General features: G+C 68.7%; 18 protein-coding genes and 3 pseudogenes. 10 read left to right on the top strand and 11 right to left on the bottom strand.

Going from position 1 to position 20,831, the window contains the following annotated elements; all coding sequences use genetic code 11:
• Window positions 1-29: 29 nt before the first annotated feature.
• The 3 genes and pseudogenes from ACFVWD_RS23300 to ACFVWD_RS23290 form a co-directional block, all read left to right on the top strand.
• Complete coding sequence (locus tag ACFVWD_RS23300; protein ID WP_389598613.1) at window positions 30-983, top strand: hypothetical protein; 954 nt, start codon at window positions 30-32, stop codon at window positions 981-983.
• A gap of 130 nt (window positions 984-1,113) precedes the next feature.
• Window positions 1,114-2,649 carry an AMP-binding protein gene (locus ACFVWD_RS23295; protein ID WP_389598611.1) on the top strand — a complete coding sequence of 512 codons (1,536 nt, stop codon included), beginning with the start codon at window positions 1,114-1,116 and terminating at the stop codon, window positions 2,647-2,649.
• Between the two features lie 122 nt (window positions 2,650-2,771).
• Window positions 2,772-3,034: pseudogene (locus ACFVWD_RS23290) on the top strand (hypothetical protein); the annotation flags it as partial.
• A gap of 104 nt (window positions 3,035-3,138) precedes the next feature.
• Here ACFVWD_RS23290 and ACFVWD_RS23285 read toward each other — a convergent pair.
• A complete protein-coding gene (locus ACFVWD_RS23285; RefSeq protein WP_389598609.1) occupies window positions 3,139-4,122 on the bottom strand; it encodes an aldo/keto reductase in 984 nt (327 codons plus the stop codon).
• Between the two features lie 181 nt (window positions 4,123-4,303).
• Between ACFVWD_RS23285 and ACFVWD_RS23280 the strand changes: the two are divergent.
• A pseudogene (locus ACFVWD_RS23280) lies at window positions 4,304-4,522 on the top strand (hypothetical protein); the annotation flags it as partial.
• On the opposite strand, the gene ACFVWD_RS23275 reads toward ACFVWD_RS23280, so the two are convergent.
• Window positions 4,506-5,468, bottom strand: a complete 963-nt coding sequence (locus ACFVWD_RS23275) for an alpha/beta fold hydrolase (RefSeq protein ID WP_389598607.1) — start codon at window positions 5,466-5,468, stop codon at window positions 4,506-4,508. The pseudogene ACFVWD_RS23280 and the gene ACFVWD_RS23275 overlap by 17 nt on opposite strands.
• Window positions 5,469-5,984: 516 nt before the next feature.
• Here ACFVWD_RS23275 and ACFVWD_RS23270 point away from each other — a divergent pair.
• Window positions 5,985-6,575, top strand: a complete 591-nt coding sequence (locus tag ACFVWD_RS23270; RefSeq protein ID WP_389598606.1) for a TetR/AcrR family transcriptional regulator — start codon at window positions 5,985-5,987, stop codon at window positions 6,573-6,575.
• A 504-nt stretch (window positions 6,576-7,079) separates the two neighbouring features.
• Here the strand turns inward: ACFVWD_RS23270 and ACFVWD_RS23265 are convergent.
• From ACFVWD_RS23265 to ACFVWD_RS23255, 3 genes are all read right to left on the bottom strand, one after another.
• On the bottom strand, window positions 7,080-7,430 hold the full coding sequence (locus tag ACFVWD_RS23265; RefSeq protein WP_389598604.1) for a VOC family protein: 351 nt from the start codon (window positions 7,428-7,430) through the stop codon (window positions 7,080-7,082).
• Window positions 7,431-7,618: 188 nt separating this feature from the next.
• Complete coding sequence (locus tag ACFVWD_RS23260) at window positions 7,619-8,008, bottom strand: hypothetical protein (RefSeq protein WP_133257612.1); 390 nt, start codon at window positions 8,006-8,008, stop codon at window positions 7,619-7,621.
• Window positions 8,009-8,799: 791 nt separating this feature from the next.
• Window positions 8,800-10,350 carry an APC family permease gene (locus ACFVWD_RS23255; protein ID WP_389598603.1) on the bottom strand — a complete coding sequence of 517 codons (1,551 nt, stop codon included), beginning with the start codon at window positions 10,348-10,350 and terminating at the stop codon, window positions 8,800-8,802.
• 391 nt (window positions 10,351-10,741) lie between these two features.
• Here ACFVWD_RS23255 and ACFVWD_RS23250 point away from each other — a divergent pair.
• Window positions 10,742-10,876, top strand: a pseudogene (locus ACFVWD_RS23250) (short-chain dehydrogenase); the annotation flags it as partial.
• A gap of 28 nt (window positions 10,877-10,904) precedes the next feature.
• On the opposite strand, the gene ACFVWD_RS23245 reads toward ACFVWD_RS23250, so the two are convergent.
• From ACFVWD_RS23245 to ACFVWD_RS23235, 3 genes are all read right to left on the bottom strand, one after another.
• Window positions 10,905-11,750 (bottom strand): SDR family oxidoreductase, encoded by an 846-nt coding sequence (locus ACFVWD_RS23245; RefSeq protein ID WP_389598601.1) that lies wholly within the window; start codon window positions 11,748-11,750, stop codon window positions 10,905-10,907.
• Between the two features lie 193 nt (window positions 11,751-11,943).
• A complete protein-coding gene (locus tag ACFVWD_RS23240) occupies window positions 11,944-12,711 on the bottom strand; it encodes an SDR family NAD(P)-dependent oxidoreductase (protein WP_389598599.1) in 768 nt (255 codons plus the stop codon).
• Window positions 12,712-12,904: 193 nt separating this feature from the next.
• Window positions 12,905-13,483 (bottom strand): ester cyclase, encoded by a 579-nt coding sequence (locus ACFVWD_RS23235; RefSeq protein ID WP_389598597.1) that lies wholly within the window; start codon window positions 13,481-13,483, stop codon window positions 12,905-12,907.
• A 262-nt stretch (window positions 13,484-13,745) separates the two neighbouring features.
• On the opposite strand from ACFVWD_RS23235, the gene ACFVWD_RS23230 reads away from it, so the two are divergent.
• Entirely contained in the window at window positions 13,746-14,720 is a 975-nt protein-coding gene (locus tag ACFVWD_RS23230) for a helix-turn-helix transcriptional regulator (protein WP_389598596.1), read from the top strand.
• Between the two features lie 86 nt (window positions 14,721-14,806).
• Window positions 14,807-15,658 carry a helix-turn-helix transcriptional regulator gene (locus ACFVWD_RS23225; protein ID WP_389598594.1) on the top strand — a complete coding sequence of 284 codons (852 nt, stop codon included), beginning with the start codon at window positions 14,807-14,809 and terminating at the stop codon, window positions 15,656-15,658.
• A 55-nt stretch (window positions 15,659-15,713) separates the two neighbouring features.
• Here ACFVWD_RS23225 and ACFVWD_RS23220 read toward each other — a convergent pair whose 3' ends face one another.
• The 3 genes from ACFVWD_RS23220 to ACFVWD_RS23210 form a co-directional block, all read right to left on the bottom strand.
• Window positions 15,714-16,445, bottom strand: coding sequence for an SDR family oxidoreductase (locus tag ACFVWD_RS23220; protein WP_389598714.1), 732 nt, complete (start codon window positions 16,443-16,445; stop codon window positions 15,714-15,716).
• A gap of 670 nt (window positions 16,446-17,115) precedes the next feature.
• The gene (locus ACFVWD_RS23215; RefSeq protein WP_389598713.1) at window positions 17,116-18,261 is read right to left on the bottom strand and encodes an RNA polymerase sigma factor; all 1,146 of its coding nucleotides are present in this window, start codon (window positions 18,259-18,261) and stop codon (window positions 17,116-17,118) included.
• Between the two features lie 8 nt (window positions 18,262-18,269).
• Entirely contained in the window at window positions 18,270-18,677 is a 408-nt protein-coding gene (locus ACFVWD_RS23210) for a YciI family protein (RefSeq protein WP_389598592.1), read from the bottom strand.
• 766 nt (window positions 18,678-19,443) lie between these two features.
• On the opposite strand from ACFVWD_RS23210, the gene ACFVWD_RS23205 reads away from it, so the two are divergent.
• The gene (locus ACFVWD_RS23205; RefSeq protein WP_389598711.1) at window positions 19,444-20,052 is read left to right on the top strand and encodes an AraC family transcriptional regulator; all 609 of its coding nucleotides are present in this window, start codon (window positions 19,444-19,446) and stop codon (window positions 20,050-20,052) included.
• A gap of 165 nt (window positions 20,053-20,217) precedes the next feature.
• Window positions 20,218-20,766, top strand: a complete 549-nt coding sequence (locus ACFVWD_RS23200) for a GNAT family N-acetyltransferase (RefSeq protein WP_389598710.1) — start codon at window positions 20,218-20,220, stop codon at window positions 20,764-20,766.
• Window positions 20,767-20,831 lie beyond the last annotated feature (65 nt).

Genomic DNA, 20,831 nt, shown 5'->3' with positions numbered 1-20,831 from the left:
TCATCGCGACCGTCTGGCCATTGGTGCCGATGTCGGCCGAAGCGAACCTGTCGCACGAGCTGGTGGTCCCCATGAACTACCCCACGCTCCAGGCAGCGGTCGATGCCGCCCAGCCCGGCGACCGGATCCACGTCCGGCCCGGCGTCTACCGGGAGCAGGTGGTGATCGACAAGAATGTGTCGATGACCGGCTCAGGGGCCCGCAAGACGACGATCCTGGCTCCGCGGACGCTGGTCGCCGGCGAGGACGGCGGTACGTCGATCGTCGAGATCCACAACGGCGCGTCCGCCGCGCTGTCACAACTCGCGGTCAGCGGGCCGGGCTCCGGGACGTGCGGCGACGGCGCACTCGGCTCCGGTGTCCGAGTGCTGGGGGGTGCCCGGCTCGACCTCGGTCACGCCCGCGTCACCCACATCACCCACATCACCCACACACCCCCGGCGCCCTGCCCGCACAGCGCGGTCGCCGTCTTCGTGGGGGATCTCCCCACCGGAACGGGATCGGTGTCGATCCACGACACCGAGATCTCGGACTACCAGGGTTCGGGCGTCACCGTCCTCAACGAGGGGTCGAGCGCCACGATCGTCGACAGCGCCGTCACCGGGCACCCGCGTCGGCCGACCGACGGGATCGGGTTCGTGTCAGGCGCGGTCGGGCGCGTCCCCCGGAGCACCGTCAGCGGCAACGACTGCCGGGAACCAGATCCGGACTGCGGCCCCGATTTCTTCAGCGAGACCCAGCATGCGGGCATCGTGGCAAGCACACCGGGCACGGTCGTGCGGGACGACCGGCTCGCAGGCAACGGTCCGTTCACGGTCCGCAACGACCGGATCGAAGGCGGTGTCGGGGGCGTCGCCGTGGTCGCCGCTTCGGCCGACACTCAGGCGGTGCTCGACGGGGTGCGCGTCAAGCGGACATCCGGAGCGCCGGTACGTACTTTCGAGTGCTGCGGCTTCACTGCCACGGCGACCGTCCGGCAGTAGAACCTCGGCTGGCCGGGTCTCGCGAGGTCTGGTGGTGCTGAGTTGTTTGCAGGGTGTCTGATGGCTTGTCGGGATACGCGAGGGCGTGGCGGGATAGAGGCTCTGTGTCGTTCAAGCTTCGGAGGCTGTGATGATCGTCCCGTTCGGGGTCCGTGATTTTCTGGACCGTGCCGTCACTGTGTATGCCGACCGGGTGGGTGTGGTCGACGAACCGGACCAACCGGCCGAGGTCTGGGAGGGGCTGACGTACGGGCGGGTGGGGGAGTTGGCGCGGGCTCAGGCTGCCGGGCTGGATGCGCTGGGTGTGCCGCTGGGCGCTCGGGTGGCGGTGGTCTCGCCGAACAGTGCGCGGCTTCTGACGTCGTTCTTCGGCGTCAGCGGTCACGGGCGGGTGCTGGTCCCGGTCAACTTCCGCCTGACGGCGGACGAGGTGAGCTACATCGTCGGTCACTCCGGGGCCGATGTGCTCCTTGTCGATCCGGAGTTGACGGAGCGTCTGGCCGGTGTCAGCTGCAGGCACCGTTTCACGCTCGGGGCCGCCGCCGACGCCGAGCTGTACCGCTTCGGCACCGCCCCGCAGGCCTGGGAGCCGGACGAGAACGCCACCGCGACCATCAACTACACCAGTGGTACGACGGCCCGGCCCAAGGGGGTGCAGATCACCCATCGCAACATCTGGGTGAACGCGGTCACCTTCGCGTTGCACGCCGGGGTGACGGACCGGGACGTGTATCTGCACACGTTGCCGATGTTCCATGCCAACGGGTGGGGCATGCCGTTCGCGATGTCGGCCCTGGGTGTGCGACAGATCGTGCTGCGCAAGGTGGACGGGGCCGAGATCCTGCGCCGGGTGGCCGAGCACGGTGTGACGGTGATGTGCGCGGCGCCTGCGGTCGTGGGGGCGGTGCTGGCGGCCGCCGAGTCCTGGGAGGGAGAGATCCCCGGCCGTGATCGGGTGCGGATCATCGTTGCGGGCGCTCCGCCGCCGACCCAGACGGTCGCTCGCGTGGAGTCGGAGCTGGGCTGGGAGTTCATTCAGATCTACGGCCTGACCGAGACCTCGCCGCTGCTGACCGTCAACCGTGCCCGCTCCGAGTGGGACGACCTCGGCGCTGCGGAGCGGGCGGAGAAGCTGGTGCGGGCCGGTGCTCCCGCGCTGGGCGTGACGCTCAGGACGGACGCCGACGGTGAGGTTCTCGCGCGCTCGAATGTGGTTCTGGAGGGGTATTGGGAGCAGCCGGAGGAGAGTACGCGGGCGCTGTCCGAGGGATGGTTCCACACCGGGGACGGGGGGTCGATCGGCGAGTACGGCCATCTGACGATCAGTGACCGCAAGAAGGACGTGATCATCACGGGCGGGGAGAACGTGTCGTCGATCGAGGTGGAGGACGTGCTCTTCAGCCATCCGGCGGTTGCCGAGGTCGCGGTCATCGGGGTGCCTGACGAGAAGTGGGGCGAGACCGTGAAGGCGCTGGTGGTTCTCGCTCCCGGCGCGCAGGTGACGCAGGACGAGCTGATCCAGTTCTGCAAGGAGCGTCTTGCCGGATTCAAGGCGCCGACTTCGGTTGAGTTCCGGGAGGAGTTGGCGCGTACGACGACCGGCAAGCTGCAGAAGTACAAGTTGCGGGAGCCGTATTGGGAGGGCCGCGAGCGGGGCATCGGCTGAGCTGTCTGCCGGGTGGGTGCCGATGCTGGTGGTGGGGTGTTCGGTGACGTGGATGGCGGGGGATTGGCTGCTGCCGCCGCCCGCTACGGGAACACCGCCACAGTCTTTCGCGTCGGACTCCACATCGCAGGATCATCAACGGGGTCCTGCATCGGCAGCGCACGGGGGACAAGCTCTTCGCGGCCGTCCTCGCGGCCGCTGACGCGGAAGGCCCTATTGACTGGTCGATGGTGATGGTGAGCGTGGACTCCACCTCCTGCCGGGCTCACCAGACACCCGTCCTGGAACGCGTTCGCGTCGGTCGGCTCGGCGGCGGGCGCCCCGCACCCGGCCGGACCACCCCGGCGGCGATGAGGCGTACGCCTCCCACCGCGGTCGCCACTACGGGCCCTGCAGCAAGTCACACCGTTCGGACGCGGATTGCTGGGCCAAGAAGACACGCCGGACAGGGCCTAAGGGGTGGTCGGCGAACCATCGTTCGGGTGATCGTCAGGCGCGCACTGGTGCCCGCTCGTCCAAGAGACCTTCGCTTCGCAGATCGTCCCAGACCTGAGCCGGGATCTCCGCGCCGAACGCCGCCATGTTGCGGCGTACTTCGTCGGCGGTACGCATGCCGACCACGATGCCCGAGACGGCTGGGTGACGGAGTGGAAAGGCCATCGCCAGCTCCGGGAGCGTCACACCGTGTGTTTCGCAGACATCGGCGATGCGATGCGCGCGCTTCAGCATCCACGGCGCGGCGGGCGCGTAGTCGAAGGTGGCACCCTCGGCGGGTCGGGCCGTGGCGAGCAGCCCGGAGTTGAAGATCGACGCCGCGAGTACCGAGACCCCGCGGTCCGTGCAGGCGGGCAGCAGTTCGTCGAGGGCGCTCTGGTCCAGAAGCGTGTAGCGGCCGGAGAGCATGACGACATCGACGTCCGACTCCTCGACCAGCCGGGTCAGTTTGCCGGGGTGGTACATCCCCGCGCCGATCGCACCCACCACCCCCTGGGCACGCAGTTCGGCGAGGGCCGGACAGCCCTCGCGCAACGCATCCTCGAAATGCTGCTCCGCGTCGTGCAGGAACAGCACGTCGATACGGTCGACGCCTATCCGCTCGAGCGAGTCCTCCACGCTGCGCAGAACACCGTCCCTCGTGAAGTCCCACACTCGACGGTGTGTGGCGGGCACCATGAAACTCTCGTCCATCCGGCCCGCCGGGTCCTGAGGGACCAGCAGCCGGCCGACCTTCGTCGACAGCGTCACCTCCTCACGCGGCTTGTCGCGCAACAGACCACCGGTGCGGCGCTCGGAGTGTCCGATGCCGTAATGCGGAGAGGTGTCGAAGTAGCGGATCCCGCTGTCCCAGGCTGCCTCAAGGGCTCCCGCGGCGGTCTTGTCGTCCAGCGGCGCGAAGAGTCCCCCGAGTGGTCCGCCGCCGAAGCCAAGTTCCGTGACCTGCACCTTGCTCTTCCCAAGCCGGTTTCGTCTCATCCACCGTTCCCCTCATGCGGCTGGTGACGCGACCATCCTCCCGTGGCCCGTGCCGACTCCCCAAGGGGATTATCAAGCTTGCGGTCCGCTACGCGGCAACCGTGATGGTCGCGGCCGCAACGAGTGGATATCACTGGCCCCGCCACGCGCCCGGTCGCCAACCTCGCCGCTCGCGAACCAGCACACCGAGACAGTGCGCGACCTGTTGGCGCACGGCGCCGATCCGAATCTCCGAGAAGATCGCGGCGCAGGGTGGTCCCCACTGGACTGGGTACTCAACGGCCCTCATCCCGAAACTGCCGCTCTCCTCACCGTCGCAGGCGTGACGCCGTTTCACGAGGCAGGTCAGAGCCTGGCGGGTTCGGCGATTCGGCAGGCCGGGCTCAGGCGCAGGCCTTGAGGAATTCGATGAGCGCCGCGTTCACCTCGGCCGGGCGTTCCTGCTGAGTCCAGTGTCCGCAGCCGGTCAGTTCGAGGGGCTCGCGCCAGAGGTTGGGCATGAGGTCGGGAAGACGTTCGATGAGTTCGGGAGTGCCGGGGAACGCCGGGACCAAGTCGCGGTCGCCGTAGATGTACAGGGCGGGCCGGCTGACGACGGCGCCGTGCCAGGGAGCGGTCAGCTCCCAGTTGCGGTCGAGGTTGCGGTACCAGTTGAGCGCCCCGGTGAAGCCCTTGGAGAAACTCTCGGTGAGCGCGTCGAGATCGTCCTCGGTGAACCACTCCGGCAGTACCTCGGGGTCCGGCATGGCGGCAAGCCAACCCCGCTCGGGGTCGACCAGCGGCTGCTTGGTCTCGAGGGCGCCCGGAGCGTCGCCGGAGGCCGAATAGAAGAACTTCCGCAACGCGGTGCGGGTGTCCTTGGCGAACTCGGCGTCGGCGACACCGGGGCGGTTGAAGTAGTTCCAGTAGAAGCGGCCTTCGAACCTCTTCTCCATGGCGGCCAGCGGAGGCTCCGTCCCCCGGAACGGGGGCGGCACGCTCAGGCCGGCCACCCCGAGCACCATGTCCGGTCGCAGCAGCGCGGTGTGCCAGGCGACCGGCGCGCCCCAGTCGTGCCCGACGACGTACGCCTTCTCCTCGCCCAGGGCCTGGATCAGTCCGACGACGTCGCCGACCAGATGGAGGATGGTGTATGCGTCGACGTCGTCGGGATGGTCGCTACGTCCGTATCCACGCTGGTCGGGGGCGACCACTCGGAAGCCCGCATCGGTCAGAGGACCGAACTGGTGGTGCCAGGAGTGCCATGACTCGGGGAAGCCGTGCAGGAGAACTACCAGGGGGCCGCCGCCTTGCTCGGCGATGTGCAGCCGAACGCCGTTCACGTCAACCATTCGATGCTCAACCATGTGCGCAAGGGTACGTGTCGTGATCTTTGGGCTGGTCCTACCGCCAGCCCGCCTCGCTCGTGTCGCAGCGAGCCGGCTTCGGTCTGGCCGACGCTGCGGGGCGAGGCCAAGAGAGGGTGTTCTGTTCCCTTTCCGAGCCATGGGCCGAAGCCCGTCTGCTTCTACCGGGCAGACCAGCTTGGAGCAGGCTTGGCTGTGTCGGCGGTGCTTGCTGTACGCGTGTCGCTCGGGGCGGGGCAGGGTGACGCCTTCCGAAACAGTGGAGGGGCGCCGGCCGACGGGCCTACCGAACCGAAGAGCGCTGGTTCACCGATCCCTCCACCTACAGCTCTCACGCGTGGCCATGTCGACGTCTGGTGCCGACGTATGCGTGTCTTTCGTCCGGGCGGAGCGTGTTGGCGGCAGACGGCTTGGGCGCTGGTCCCGGGTCTGCGACAATGCACGAAACGGAACCTTGCTCCGCAGATATTGCGGAGCAGTGCTCCGCTTCGCAAGTCTCATGGAAGGATCGCCGCGGTGAACGACAGCGGTCAGGGCGCGGAAAGTGCAGCGGGATCCAAGCGTAAGGATGCTCGGCGCAATCGACAGACCTTGCTGGATGCGGCCGCCGCAGTCTTCGTCACCTCGGGCGTAGAGGCGCCGGTACGCGACATCGCGGCCAAGGCCGGTGTCGGGATGGGTACGATCTACCGGCACTTCCCGACACGGGCGGATCTCATCATCGCGGTCTACCGTCACCAGGTCGACGCCTGCGCCGAGGCCGGTCCGGCCCTGCTGGCGAGCTGCGCCACTCCTTACACCGCGCTGGGACAGTGGATCGACCTCTTCGTCGACTTCCTGGTCACCAAGCACGGACTGGCTGCCGTGCTGCAGCCCGACAATGCCGGATTCGACACGCTGCACGCCTACTTCCTCGACCGGCTAGTGCCCGTGTGCGACGAGCTGCTCGACGCCGCGGCCGATCGCGGCGAGATCCGCACCGGCCTTGAGGGCCTTGAGCTGATGCGAGGCGTGGGTAACCTCTGCGTCGGTGCGGACAGTGATCCGCGCTACGACGCACGCCGACTGGTCGGCCTCCTCATCGCCGGACTGCGCCAGCCACAGTGACGATCGGCAGGGCATCTGACGTAGGGCGCTGACCGACTCCCCGTCGCGAAAGACTCGCCGCCCCCCAAGTGGCTCTCTTGGCCAAGGATTTCGGCATGGATGACGTCATGGCGCTCCAAGGCGTGCGGCATCACTCCCATGGTCGCCCTGCCGTCCTGGACGCGGACCCACTCGGGGTTCGCGTGAGTACCTCAAGCCATCCGTCACGGACACATCCCGCCTCGTGGTGCCGTGTGCCACCTTGTGGCTTCAGAGGTTCTGTCCGTCGGAAGCCTCGATGTTTCTGGGCGGTGATCCAGTGGCCTTCCTCGGAGACCAGGGTGGCGATCGCCGGCTCGATGACGTCGGGTCGCGGACGAAGGCCGTCAAGTCTCTTTCCTGGTGGGGCCGTTGGCTCCGGTGCGGTCCTCGCTCACCCGGCCGTCGAGTGCGACGGCGGCCGAGTCGATCCGTGCGTACTGCTCGTTAGTGAGTTCGGGAACGAATCCCGAGTGCCGGGATTCCTCACAGGTCGGTCGCCCGATCATGGCGGGGCTCGTACAAGCCCACCTCGCCGCCACCCGGCAGACGGAACCTGGTCAGCCGCCCCCAGCGCGCGTCGGTGACCGGCTGCGTGAACTCCACTCCCTTCGCGGCCAGGCTCTTCACGGTTGCGTCAACGTCGTCGCACATCAGATAGAGCTCCTGTGTCTCCGGGCCGTCCGTGGGATGCATGGCGATCTCGGTCGGCGGAAGCTTGAAGATCAGCCAGCCACCTCCCGCGTCGACATGCGGATACTCCAGAACATCCCTGAAGAAGACCCGGTCCGCTTCCGCATCATGGCTGTAGATGATGATGTGCCCACCATTGATCATGCGTCCAGGGTAGGTGCTGACACGGACAGGCGCGGTACTGCGAAGTCACACAGAGTGTTGCGGTTCGTTGCCGGTCAACCGTCCGAGCAGAGCCACTCGCTGGAGGTGTCCGCCCCCGCCCAGCGGTTCGGCCGACAGCTGGCGCGTCAAGACGGCTGAGGGCCGGTGCACCCGGCCCTCAACAGCCGTCAGTTCACCTTCACATAGCCGGTGCTGAGACGCCCGTACCGGTCTGACCACAAGGCGCCTTCCACGTAACCAGGACCGACCCAAGTCGGCCAGGTGTGGTAGTAGGTGTGCCCGGCGGTCATGGAGATATCCGGCGACACGAAATCATCTCCGCCCGGCACCTGCCAGGCCAGATGTCCGTAGATCGGCGCTCCTCCTGTCTTCTCATAGATCACCTGTATGGCTCCCTGGGCGTTGACGGGCGTGATGGCCACGCACAGCCTCCCGTTGCCAAGGTTCACGCACTTGTCCGCCGCTTGCGCCGGACTGGCACCCAGGGCGATCACTCCTCCCAGAGCACTCAACAGGACGAGGGCACGCCGCATCAGCGCCGATCGCGCTACTTTCACGAGGTTCTCCTTGTGCGAGTCGGCTTTGACCTGCGCTGAGGTCTCCGCGGTCTCCTCGGACGAGCCCGAGGCTCGATGAGTTGGTGTCGAGCCCGATTGGCAACGCAGTCAAGCCGTGGCTTCATTGGCCCGCCAGTCTGGCGGCCGACGGGACGGACTACGGGTCGGTTCCACGAGGTTCGAAACGTCTGCCGATCGTCAGAGTCGACGCTCAGTCCACTTCGTGGCCGCCGAGGACAAGACCGCGCTCAAGCTCCGGGAACTGCTCGCCGGGCCGTTGGCGGCAGCGGAAGCGGAAGACGGTGCCTCAGCCTCGGGCCGCCGTAGGGCCGGGGCGGACGGTCTGCGCAGCAGGCTCGCCACCCACCACCCACCTGTGGATCGAGGATCGCTGGGCAGAGGCCGCTCGCTGCGCCACAGCGCGCGACGCTGCTTCCCAGGCAAGGTTGCGGCCAACTCGCTCACCAGGGCGATGTCGTGGGGTGCGCCGTCCCGACTGTCACGACACCACCACACCGGTGGGCCGGCCGAGCCCGTTTCGCCTTCGCCCTGGTAACAGCCTTCAGCGGCAGGGTTGCCATCAGGTCGCGGTTCACCACGGCGAGCGCGGCCTCCGACCTTGGCCACTGGCCGGGCTCGGCTCGTCTGGGCGGCGGGCGGCGGGCAGCGGTGCCGGTCGTGACCGGGACGTCGCCCTGCATAGGTGCTGGTGGCGACGCCGCCACCAGCACCACGCCACGGTCTGCCACTGACGCTGGAACGAGATCACGGCCGCGTCGGTGAGCCGGCGCTCAACCCTGGGTCACTCCTGCGGCGCCCGTCTTCTTGGTTTTGGCGCGGGTCGGTGCGCCGAGTGCCCAGAAGATCACGCCTGTGACGATGAAGACGGCCAGCGGCACCGCCTCCGTCAGCAGGTAGGTCCAGCGTTCGCTGTAGCTCCAGCCGTCCGGTCGGAAGTCCGAACTGAACCAGTCGAAGGGCGCGCCCGGGACCAGCAGTTGCACCGAGGCGAACAGGATCAGCAGCGTCAGCACGATCGTGATCGGCCAGGCAGCGGGTGCCCGGTAGGCACGCTCCACCTGCGGGTACTTGCGGCGGAGCACCGGCAGCGCCGGGAAGATGCCGAGGTAGCTGATGAGCGTCGTGGAGACGGCGAGCCCGAGCACGGCGCCGAAGAGCTTGCCCGCGTCACCACCGGTGAGCTGGTGGGCGAGGATCAGCACGCCGGTGGAGAGCACTCCGCTGAGCAGGTTGACCCGGACCGGCGTGCCGAACCGCTCGGAGATCACACCCAGGGCGCGGGGCGCGGCGCCGTCGTATCCGGAGACAGCCAGCGCACGGTCCGAGCCCATGATCCAGGTGACGCCCGAGGAGAGCACAGTCAGGATGAACATCACCGCGGCCAGATCACCGAGCACGGTCCCGGCCCCGCTGAGGGTGACCGTGCCGTCGGAGGCGACGTGGCCGCCGTAGACGGTGAAAACCTGGCGGATGGCATCGAGGAAGCCGCCGAGACCGGTGATGGCCTTGACCGGGAGGACCAGCAGGATGCCGAGAATCGGCAGGCCGTACAGCAGTACGCCGAGCCCGGCGGCGCGGAAGATGCCGTACGGGATGTCCTTCTGCGCGTCGGTCATCTCGTCGCCCGCGGTGTTGGGCAATTCGAAGCCGACGTAGTTGAACATCAGGACCGGGACCAGGCCGACGAAGCCGGCATACGTCGGGGAGAAGTCGCCGAAGCCGAAACCGTGCAGGCCGTGCTTGAAGGCGTAGATGACCACGGTGAGGGTGAACAGGCCGAGCAGCACGAAACGGGACCACGCCCCGGCGGTGGGGATCCACTTGCCGACATCGAAGGAGAGGATCGCCGCGAGCACACCCACCCAGATGAATATCAGGGTGAAGGTGTAGAAGGCGGGGGTGCTCAGATCCTTGCCGTCATTGAAGAAGGTGGTGAACGCGGCGACCGCCGAGACGGAGAGAGTGCCGCCGAGCCAGACCGGATTGGTCACCCAGTAGAGGAAGTTGTTGACCGCTCCGGCCAGCCGCCCGAAGGCCCTGCTGGTCCAGATGTACGGGCCGCCTTCCTCCGCGAAGGCCGTGCCCAGTTCCGCGGTGAGCAGTGCGGAGGGCACGAAGAAGATGACGGCCAGCACGATCAGCCAGGTGAACGCCTCCGCTCCGGAGGCGGCCACCGTACCGATGGTGTCGAGGCCGACGAGGGTGCAGACCAGGAAGAACAGGATGTCGAAGCGGCCGAAGTGTTTGCGGAGTTTGTTCCGCTCGGACTCCGCCGCGAGTGTGGTGGTGTCCACCTCGATTTTGGACAGACCAGCGGACACCCGGGCCTCCTGCTGATAGGCGTCGTCATGTTCGGCACATGGTGTGTCGGTGTTCCGACGGGCGACAAGGGTTGAATCCCATTCTTGACCAAATCCCAAGTTCGGCCCGCCGCCGGAAACGCCGTCGAAATGTACTCGCTACGTTGTGGGGAATGTCGGTGACAGTGTGAAGCGACCGCCCGAATCGTTCCGCCGACGGCGGAGTGCGATCCCGGCGGCCACCGGCTCCACGCGGATGCCGTCCTGGGGGAATTGCGCGGGCATCTCGGCGCAGCTCCTCGACCGAGGCGGAGTCGACGGGCAGATCGGGCGCGGGGATCTCGACGGTCAGGGCGTAACGGTCGCGCGGCCGCATTTCGACCCACTCTTACTCGCGGTCCCAGAGCACCACCTCACCATGTTGACCACTCAGTACGCCAAGAGGCTGAAGGACATTCGCGTCAACGCCGCCGATCCCTGCTATACGGCAACCAACTTCAGCGGCCACAGCGGACCACAGTCCGTCATCGCCGGCACCGGCCCGATCGACTGGTCCTGAATCCGGGTCCGTCCCCCTACTGCGGGGTGTCGTCGTACGCCAGGTTGCCGCCCAGTTCGCGGGATGCCTGGGCCTGGGCGAGGAGTTCCCTGGCCTTGGCCTCGACGCCTTCGATGGCGTCCGCGCCGGCGACGAAACGCAGCAGCGGCTTGTCCTGGTCGGCGATGGTGAGCAGGGCGCGGGCGAGCTTGGCGGGGTCACCGGTCTGCCGGCCGTTCATGTTCTTCCAGGCCGCGACGGTGGCGGTGGTGCGCTCGGCGTAGTCGTCGATGGTCGGCTCGGGCCAGGTGGTCGAGGCGTCCACGAGCAGCTCGGTGCGGAAGAAGCCGGGCTCCACGACCGTGGTGTGGATGCCGTAGGGCTCGACGTCGTAGCGCAGGGATTCCATCCAGCCCTCCACGCCGAACTTGGAGGCGGCGTACGCGACGCAGAACTCCTGGCCGATCAGACCGGCGGAGGAGGAGAGCGTGATGATGTGGCCGGCGCGCTGCTTGCGCAGGACGGGCAGGACAGCGCGGGTGACGTTCATCGGGCCGAAGAGGTTGGTCTCGATCTGCTGGCGCATCTGCGCGGGCGCGATCTCCTCGAAGTAGCCGGCGAAGAAATTGCCGGCGTTGTTGACCAGGACGTCTATGCGGCCGAAGCGGTCGACGGCGGCCTGCGCGGCGGCTTCGGCGTCGTCCAGGCTGGTGACGTCGAGTTTGGTGGCGAGCAGGTTGCCCTGGGGGCCGCCGAGGGTCTTCTCGACCTCTTCGGGGCGGCGGCCGGTGGCGACGACCTGGTGGCCGGCGGCGAGGGCCTCGCGGGCGATGTCCGTGCCCAGACCGCGTCCGGCGCCGGTGACGAGAATGACCTTGCTCATGAGGGGTTCCTTTCAGGTGCCGTGGTCCGGCACCCGGTGTTGTGCGGTGATGACGCGTGGTGTCCGACCCGGCGGCCGGCCGGGCGGTAGATGTGCGGGCGGTGTTTGTCCCGGAGGTGGATGTCCGGGCGGTGGATGTCCGGACGGTGGATGGGAGAGGGGAGTGGACGGGGGCCGACGCGACCGGTCGTGGTCAGGCTTGGTCGGTGGGCATGATCCACAGTTCGCCGATGGAAGCGTGACGGGGCCTGGTGACCATGTAGGCGACGCCGTCGGCGATGTCCTCGGGGGAGAGGACCTCGGTCTGCTCGTAGAAGGTGCCGATCGCTTCGCGGATCTCGGGCTTGTGGTCGTTGTGCGAGCCCAGTTCGGTGTCCACGCCGCCCGGCTCCAGGACGCCGACGCGGACGTGCCGCTGGGTGACCTCCTGGCGCAGGGACTCGGTGAAGCCGTTCACGCCGAACTTGGTGAGGTTGTAGACGCCGTAGCCGTTCCAGGCGACGCGGCCGGCGATCGAGCTGACGTTGACGATGTCGGCGACCTTGCGGGGGCCGTCCTCGGCGGCCTTGAGCAGGTGCGGGAGGGCGGCATGGGTGGTGTGGAGCAGGCCCTGGACGTTGACGGCGAGCATGCGCTCCCACTCGTCGACGTCCGCGCCGACGACGGGTCCCAGGAGCATCAGGCCGGCGTTGTTGACCAGGGTGTCGAGGCGCCCGAAGTGCTCGACAGCCTGCTGGACTGCGGCCTCGGCCTGGGAGCGGTCGGTGATGTCGGCTTCCACCACCAGGGCGGTGCCGCCCGCCTTCTCGATCTCGGCGGCGACGTCGTCCAGACGGCCCTTGCGGCGGGCCACGAGGGCGACGGAGGCGCCGTCCTCGGTGAGCCGACGGGCGGTGGCCGCGCCGATACCGCTGCTCGCGCCGGTGACGAGCGCGACGGTGCCGGTCAGTTGCGATGCCATGGGGGTGTCCTGTTCTTTTTCTATGGTTCTCTGGATGTGCGGCTTCTTTGGTTCTCTGGATGTGCGGTGCAGGGTCGGTGGGGGCGGACCCATCTGTGCCGAGGGGCCAGGCGAGCGCCGGTCATCGCATGGCCGTGGCGGCGGGTGCGGCGGGGTGGAGCGGGCGCAGGGGATGCGGTGATGTGGGGCGCTGTTACGCGGCCGGTACGGCGCCCATCTGCTGGAGGATGCTCAGCATGTCGAGCTGGGCGCGCTCCTCGACGATCTTGCCGTGGGCCAGGCGGTAGAACGCCATGCTCTCTGCGCGGATGGCCTTGCCTGTTGCCTCGACACCGGCGAAGGGGCCCCTGTGGGTGCCCGTCATGGTGTAGCGGACGGCCACGGTGTCGCCCTCGGCGCGCATGTCTTCCACCGTCCACTTGAGGTCGGGGAATGCCCTCATGTTCGCGGCGACGATGCCGAGATACGTGTCCCGGCCCTGCTGCGTCCGGCCGCCGAAGTGCATGACGATGTCCGGGCTGATGAACTTCCTCGCCGGCGCCGGGTCGCCGGTGGGCAGGAACTCAGTGGTGAAGCGCTCCATGATGCGCTTGTTCATCTGGGCGGTCCCGTGCTTCCACGAGAAAGATTCCGCTGCGGCGCGCGACGTCGACCCGGGGTCGGTGGTGCCGCCCGCCGTGCCGGCCGCGTCCGCAGCACCCGATCCCAAGGCCGCGAGGGTGAGCGCTGCCAGCGTCGTGAGTGCGACGGCCGGCTTGGTGTATCGACGCATTGTTCGTCCTTCTGATTCTGTTCCGGCTTCTGAATCTGTTCCGGAGGGTCGTGTTGCTGCCCGCGGAGAACGGCAGCGCGGACGGCTCCGCGGAGAGGCCGGCGACGGGCGGCGGATGCGCCGCCGCTTCCGGGCGATTCGCACCACCGTGGGCGGTGCACCATCTACAGAACCGGCTGTAACGGGGCGGCGGGAGACCCTGAGGGGAGGGGGTACTGAGAGGGACCCCCAGCCGTGCGGAAGCGCTCGTAGAGTGGGGCCCATGGCAGGAAGAAACATCCCTTACGGCACCAATCGCGATGTCCGTGGTGATTTCCGCGCGGAGATCCGGGAATTCCTGGGCACGCGGCGGGCCAGGGTCACCCCGGAGCAGGTCGGACTTCCCGTGTACGGAGACCGCCGACGGGTCACCGGGCTGCGCCGCGAGGAGGTCGCCCTGCTCGCCGGCATCTCGAGCGAGTACTACACCCGCCTGGAACGCGGCAACGCCACCGGCGTCTCCGAGAGCGTCATCGACGGAATCGCGCGAGTGCTGCAGCTCGACGAGGCCGAGCGAGCCCACCTGCTCGACCTCCTGCGCAGCGCCAACACGACCCGTCCGCCGCGCCGCCGACCGGCCCAGCAGCGCGTCCGCCCCACGGTGCAGCGCGTCCTCGACTCGATGCTCGGCACGCCCGCTTTCGTACTCAGCGGACGCCTGGACATCCTGGCCGCCAACCATCTCGGACGCGCGCTGTTCTCGCCGGTCTACGCCGACCCGGTGCGGCCGCCCAACAACGCCAGGTTCGTCTTCCTCGACCCCGGCGCGACCGAGTTCTTCCGCGACTGGGACAAGGTCGCAGGCGACACGGTCGCCATGCTGCGCGCCGAGGTGGGCCGCGATCCCTACGACCGGCGACTGTCGGACCTGATCGGGGAGCTGTCCACCCGCAGTGAGGAGTTCCGTCGCCGCTGGGCCGCCCACAACGTCCGGATCCACACCACGGGCACGAAGCTTCTCCATCACCCGGTCGTCGGGGACCTCGACCTGCCGTTCGAGGCCTTCCCCCTGGGGGCCGACGAGGGCCAGAGCCTTCTCACGTACACCGCCGAGCCCGGGTCGCCTTCGCAAGAGGCCCTGAACCTGTTGGCCAGCTGGGCCGCGGCCGACCAGGACATCGAGCGGTCCGCGCCGGCCGACGACTCCCAGTCGGCCCAGTCGGCCCAGTCGGCCGAGTCGGCCGAGACACCCGACTGACCGACGGGCCGGGCGTGTCGGTCCGCGGGAGTCGTCAACGGCCGCTCACAGGTGCGGGCAGCCGTCCGCGGGGTACTGTCGGCCGCGTGCGGAACGCGCCTGCCAACGTCCTCGGCGACTTCCTGCGCGCCAGCCGTTCCCGCCTGGAACCGTCCGACGTCGGGCTGCCCGTCGGCGGCGGCACCCGCAGAGTGAAGGGCCTGCGCCGGGAAGAGATCGCCGTGCTGGCGGGCGTGAGCGCCGACTACTACATCCGCCTGGAACAGGGCCGCGAAACCAACCCCTCACCGCAGGTCGTCGACGCGCTCGGCAGGGCACTGTGCCTGGGCGCCGATGCGCGCACTCCTCTGTTCCGTCTCGCCGGCATCAACCCCCGCACGAAGGCCGACAGCTTCCGCGACCGAGTACACCCCGACCTGCCGCGGCTGCTCGACGCCTTCCCGACGTCCGCGGCCTACGTCATGGGTCCGGCGTTCGACATCCTGGCCACCATCGCCATCGCCATCGCCATCGCCATCGCCGACGCCCTCCTGTCCCCCTTCAAGGGGGAGACCAGCATGCCGCGGATCCTGTTCACCAACCCGGGGGCCCGTGAGGTCTTCCCCGACTGGCAGTTGGTCACCAGCGCGACCGTGTACGCGTTGCACCTCAGTGCGGCCCGGTTCAGCGACGCCCCCGAGATCGGCGACCTGGTCCAGGAACTGCTGGAGGCGTCAGAGGAGTTCCGGGCCCTGTGGAACGACCAGACCGTCGGGTCCCTCAGGCGCGCCTACAAGGTGTTCGTCCACCCCGAGGTCGGCCGCATCGAGCTCACCTACCAAAGCTTCGACGTGCACGATGCGCCCGGCCAGGAGCCGTTGGTGGGCTCGGCAGAGCCGGGCAGCCGCAGCGCGGAGGCCCTGACGTACCTTGCGTCCATGGCCGCTCCCCGCTACTGACGCGCGTCCCGGGGACGTGGGGCCACGCGCCAGCGCGACGACCTGCCCGGCAGTATCAGTTCTGCGCCGTGGGACGGACGACGATCTCGTTCACGTCGACGCCTGAGGGCTGGGCGATGGCGTAGCCGATGGCCTCGGCGACCGCCGAGGCGTTCAGCCCGATCATCTCGGTGGTATTGCGGGCCGAGCCCTGTGCCTGAGGGGCACCGCCCTTGTCGGCGAGTTCGGATCGGGTGAAGCCGGGGCTGACGACCGTGACCCGGATGTCGGAGTTCTCCTGCCGCAACCCCTCGGACAGGGCTCTTACCGCGTACTTGGTCGCGCAGTACACCGCCGCCGTGGGGTCGACCCGGTGGGCGGCGGTGGACGCGATGTTGACGACGTGCCCAGACCGGCGCTCCAGCATCGACGGCAGCACGGCCGCGATGCCATGGAGCACACCCCGCAGGTTCACGTCGATCATCTGGTCCCACTCCGCGACGCGTACGGCTGCCGGCGGTGCCAGTGGCACCACTCCCGCGTTGTCGACCAGCACGTCGATGCGGCCGTGACGGGCAAGCGCCCCCTCGGCGAAGGCATGGACGCCGGCCTGGTCGGTGACTTCCAGTTCGGCGTACTCGGCGCTGTACCCGGCCTCGTTCAGCTCCTTGGTCAGCAGTGCGAGGCGGTCGGTGCGCCGGGCCCGGAGGGCGACGTGGTGGCCGGCTGCGGCCAGGTGGCGGGCGGTCGCTTCGCCGATGCCGCTGGACGCCCCTGTCACGAGGACGATCTTGCGGTCGGACGGGATGGAGGTCGTGGTCACAGGACCCTCTGGAGTGGGGTGAAGCTCGGTATCGGCGATCGCCGACAACCCGAGTCTTCGCCCACGCGACTCTGGCAAGAAGGCCCTACCGACGTGGGTGCCGCACACCCTCCTTCGCATTGCGTGGGTAGGCCAACTCCTACCTGCCGGTCGCCAGACGCACCGCGCTACCGCCCCGGCAGGCGCATCGCGATATCGCCCTGGCAGGCGGGGTGGTGTCCTCAGCTGCTTCAGGCGGCCCGCCGTACTGCTTATGGCCGTAGAGGCCGACGTGGCTTGGCGGCGACATCGTCACGGCCAGGCACGGGCCGCCGCGACCGTCCGTTCAGTGCGGCCTTCCTCATGCACCTGCACGGCGACCACGTCGGCGCGACCGCTACGACAGGCTCTGCGTCGGCGGCCCGTGGGCGCACCGACCGGCGCAGGACCGTTCGAAACCCGCTCGCCGCACGACCGGAGCCGCCTCGGGCTCGCCGCGCGGGGCACCCCCGCCGACATCGACTCTTCGTAGATGAGCCTGGGTGAGCCGCTTTTCGGGCAGCCGAACCGTCGCGGACGGGTTGTGCAGCAGGTCTCGACCGCCTACTCACTTCGAGGCGACCGCTCTGGCTGCGAGGCCGCGCCAAGTGCAGCGGGTAAAGCCGAACGCGACCCGTCAGCGACACCTGCGCGCGTTGAGCCGGGCGGCCTGGCGCGTCAGGTGATCGCGCTCGGCGAGGTTGGGTGCTTTTTGGGCCGCCGCGGAGTACAGCCGTGCCGCCGTCGCCAGGTCGCCGTCGCGTTCATGGAGGTACGCCGCCACCGCGGTGTGGCGGGGCAGTGTGTCGTCCAGCGTCGCGAGTGCGGCCAGGCCGGCGCGCGGTCCGTCGGCCTCGCCGACGGCCACCGCGCGGTTGAGCCGGACGACCGGGCTGTCGGTCAGGCGTGCGAGCTCGTCGTACCACTCGACGATCTGCACCCAGTCGGTCTCCTCGGCGGTGGGTGCGTCGGCGTGGAGTGCCGCGATGGCGGCCTGGGCCTGGAACTCGCCCAGCCGGTCGCGGGCGAGGGCCGCCTGCAGGATCTCGACGCCCTCGGCGATCGACTCGGTGTCCCACCGGCCGCGGTCCTGCTCGGCGAGCGGCACCAGGCTGCCGTCGGGCGCGGTCCGGGCGGCGCGCCGGGCATGGTGGAGCAACATGAGTGCGAGCAGCCCCGCCGCCTCGGGGTGGTCGATCGCGGCCGCGAGCTGCCGAGTGAGCCGGATGGCCTCGGCGGCGAGGTCCACGTCGCCGGAGTAGCCCTCGTTGAAGACCAGGTAGAGGACGCGCAGCACGGTGGCGACGTCCCCGGCCCGGTCGAACCGTATGCCGGAGACGGTGCGCTTGGCCCGGCTGATGCGCTGCGCCATGGTCGCCTCGGGGACCAGGTAGGCCTGGGCGATCTGGCGGGTGGTCAGTCCGCCGACGGCACGCAGGGTGAGCGCGACCGCCGACGACGGCGTCAGTGACGGGTGGGCGCACAGGAAGTAGAGCCGAAGCGTGTCGTCCACCGCGGGCGCGGGCCCGGGCCCCGGCTCCTCGACCACGAGGTCCTCGCGCCGACGGCGGGCGGTGTCGGCGCGGGTGGCGTCGAGGAACCGCCGCCAGGCCACCGTGACCAGCCAGCCCTTCGCATCCCGCGGCGGGTCGGCCGGCCAGACGCGGACCGCCTCGACCAGCGCGTCCTGTACGGCGTCCTCGGCCGCCGCGAAGTCTGCTCCGCGGCGGACGAGGATTCCGAGCACGCTAGGCGTGAGGCTTCTCAGCAGGACCTCGTTCACTTCGGAGGTCACTCCGTGACGGTGGAGTGCACGCCGAGGAACGGGCGCAGCTCCAGCCACTCGTGGATCGGCTTGCCACCGGCCCCGGGGGCGGCCGACAGCTCCCCGGCCAGCTCTACGGCGCGCTCGTAACTGTCGACGTCGATCACCATCCAGCCGGCGATGACGTCTTTGGTCTCGGCGAACGGGCCGTCGGTGACCGGCGGGCGCCCTTCGCCGTCGTAGCGGACGAACGTCCCCTCGGGCGAGAGGGCCTGGCTGTCGACGTACTCGCCGGTCTTCTCCAGGCGGCCCGCGAAGTCGTTCATGTACTGCACGTGGGCCGTGATCTCCTCGGGCGTCCACTGGTCCATGGGGACGTCGTTCACGGAGGCGGGGGCGCCGCGGTAGTGCTTCAGCAGCAGGTACTTGGCCATCGTCGTTCTCCTCGGTGCGGGTGCGACCCATTGTGGGCGCGTTCACCTCGGGGACGGAGCCGGGCACGGGTTCTCGACATCGCCGACCGATTCTTTTTTGGCTCTCGTGGATGAGCCTGGGTGAGCCGTCTCGCGATGTCCGGGTCCATGGCGTGGCGCGGGGGCGGGACGGAGCGAGGCCTTCCAAGATCAGCAGCGACCAAGCAACGGAATCTGGAGAAGGCCTCGCGCGCGTGACGGTACGTGCGATCGAGGCGAAGACGGTCCGGGCTGCCAAAGCCATCCAAGGCCATCCTCGACTCGGGCGCGCCGGCAAGGGTATGGGGGACTCGTCGATATGGGTGAGGCCGGATCACGAGAGACGAAACGGGCGACGCGAGCCACTCGTTCGAAGGGCCGTGACACGAGGTGCATCAAGGACTCGGCAGCGACGCGCGACGGCACTCTCCGCGCAGCGTCGCGACGGTTCACCGAACGGGGCCAGTAACCCTTCAGGAGATCGCGGACGACGCCGGTGTTACATCGGCACTGGTCAATGGGCGCTTTGTGTCCGAGCGAGCGCTCCTTGAGCTGGCGGCAGCCCGGGCTCGCACTTCGGAGAGCCTCGGGACGTCAGCAGGTCGGCGGCACAGTAAGTACGGTACTCGGGCCGGAACCCCGTGACCCAGAGGGGCGGTAGGCATGCCACCAGCCGCTGATTGGCTCTCGCTCCGGAACGGTGCGCCAGGGAGACTGGCGATCCGATGCCGTACTTGAAGGAGTCGTGATGCAGGTAGCCGTGGTCACCTTCGACGGGTTCAACGAGCTCGACAGCTTCATCGCTTCCGCGCTGATCAACCGGTGCCGTAAGGACGGCTTGGAGGCCTTCATCACGACGCCGACGCCGGTGGTCACGTCGATGAACGGCGTCGAGGTGACGGGGCAGCGCCCGATGGAGTTCGTGACCGAAGCCGATGTCGTGCTGATCGGCAGCGGAGTGAAGACGCGAGACGTGGTCGCCGACGACCGGCTGATCTCCAGGCTGCCACTCGACCCCTCGCGACAGCTGATCGGTTCACAGTGCTCCGGCGCACTGGTGCTTGCGCGGCTCGGTTTGCTGGGCGGCATGCCGGCTTGCACGGACATGAAGAGCCGGCCCTTTGTCGAAGCCTGCGATGTCACCGTGCTGGACGCGCCGTTCCACGCCGAGGGGAACATCGCTACAGCGGGCGGCTGTCTGGCGTCCCAGTATCTCGCCACGTGGGTGATCACCCGGACGCTCGGGGAGGACGCCGCGCGCGACGTCATCGGGTACGTGGCTCCGGTCGGCGAAAACCAGGAGACTGTCGAGCGCGCCATGCGTGCCGTCCACGCGGGCGAGGCCGTACTGGGCTGATGCCCCGCGATCAGGCAGCACCTGGCCGAGTTGACCGAGCCGTCGGCCGACCCGCGAATGGGCTCCGCGGGAAGGCGCACTGCGGGAGCCTCGGGCGCGTGACCGGGTTCAATCTTGGCCATCTCTTTCGGATCACTCTCACGGGCGTGGGATAGGTTGCGCGCCATGAATGGACTCGGCCCCGTTGCCTGGCCACCTGCCCCGATCAGAACCGAACGGCTCGTGCTCCGGGAGCCCGAGGCCCGAGACCATGCGGCGTTCATCGAGCTGCTCGCCTCACCGGAGGTGCATACCTACCTCGGTGGCCCTCGGCCGCGTGATGAACTCGAGCGCGCGGTGACCGAGATATCCGGACGGCGGCCTGGCCTTTTCGTGATCGATCTCGACGGAGCGATGATCGGCATGGTCAAGCTCGATCGGCACGACGCGGAGAGTCCGGGGCACGTGCGTCCGGATGTCGGGGACGCCGAGCTCGGCTACCTGTTCCTGCCAGAGGCATGGGGACGCGGGTACGGCGCCGAGTCGTGCGCAGCGGCGCTCGACTGGTTCGCCGACGCGCTTCCCGGCAAGCCGGTGGTGCTGCGCACCCAGACCGCCAACGAGCGCTCGATGCGTCTCGCGGCAAAGCTGGGGTTCACCGAGGTGGAGCGGTTCGAGGACTACGGCGCCGAGCAGTGGTTCGGCGTGTGGTCCTCGGTCACGCCGTCCGGTTGAGCTAGGTCGTCGCTTCGGATCATGGCCTGACCAAATGTTGATGCCTGCGATGTGGAGTGCGGCGA

This window comes from Streptomyces sp. NPDC058086, from assembly GCF_042885015.1.
Classification (GTDB): Bacteria; Actinomycetota; Actinomycetes; order Streptomycetales; family Streptomycetaceae; genus Streptomyces.
The sequence above is the reverse complement of the archived record's forward strand: the minus strand, read 5'-3'. Positions and strand labels throughout refer to the sequence as shown.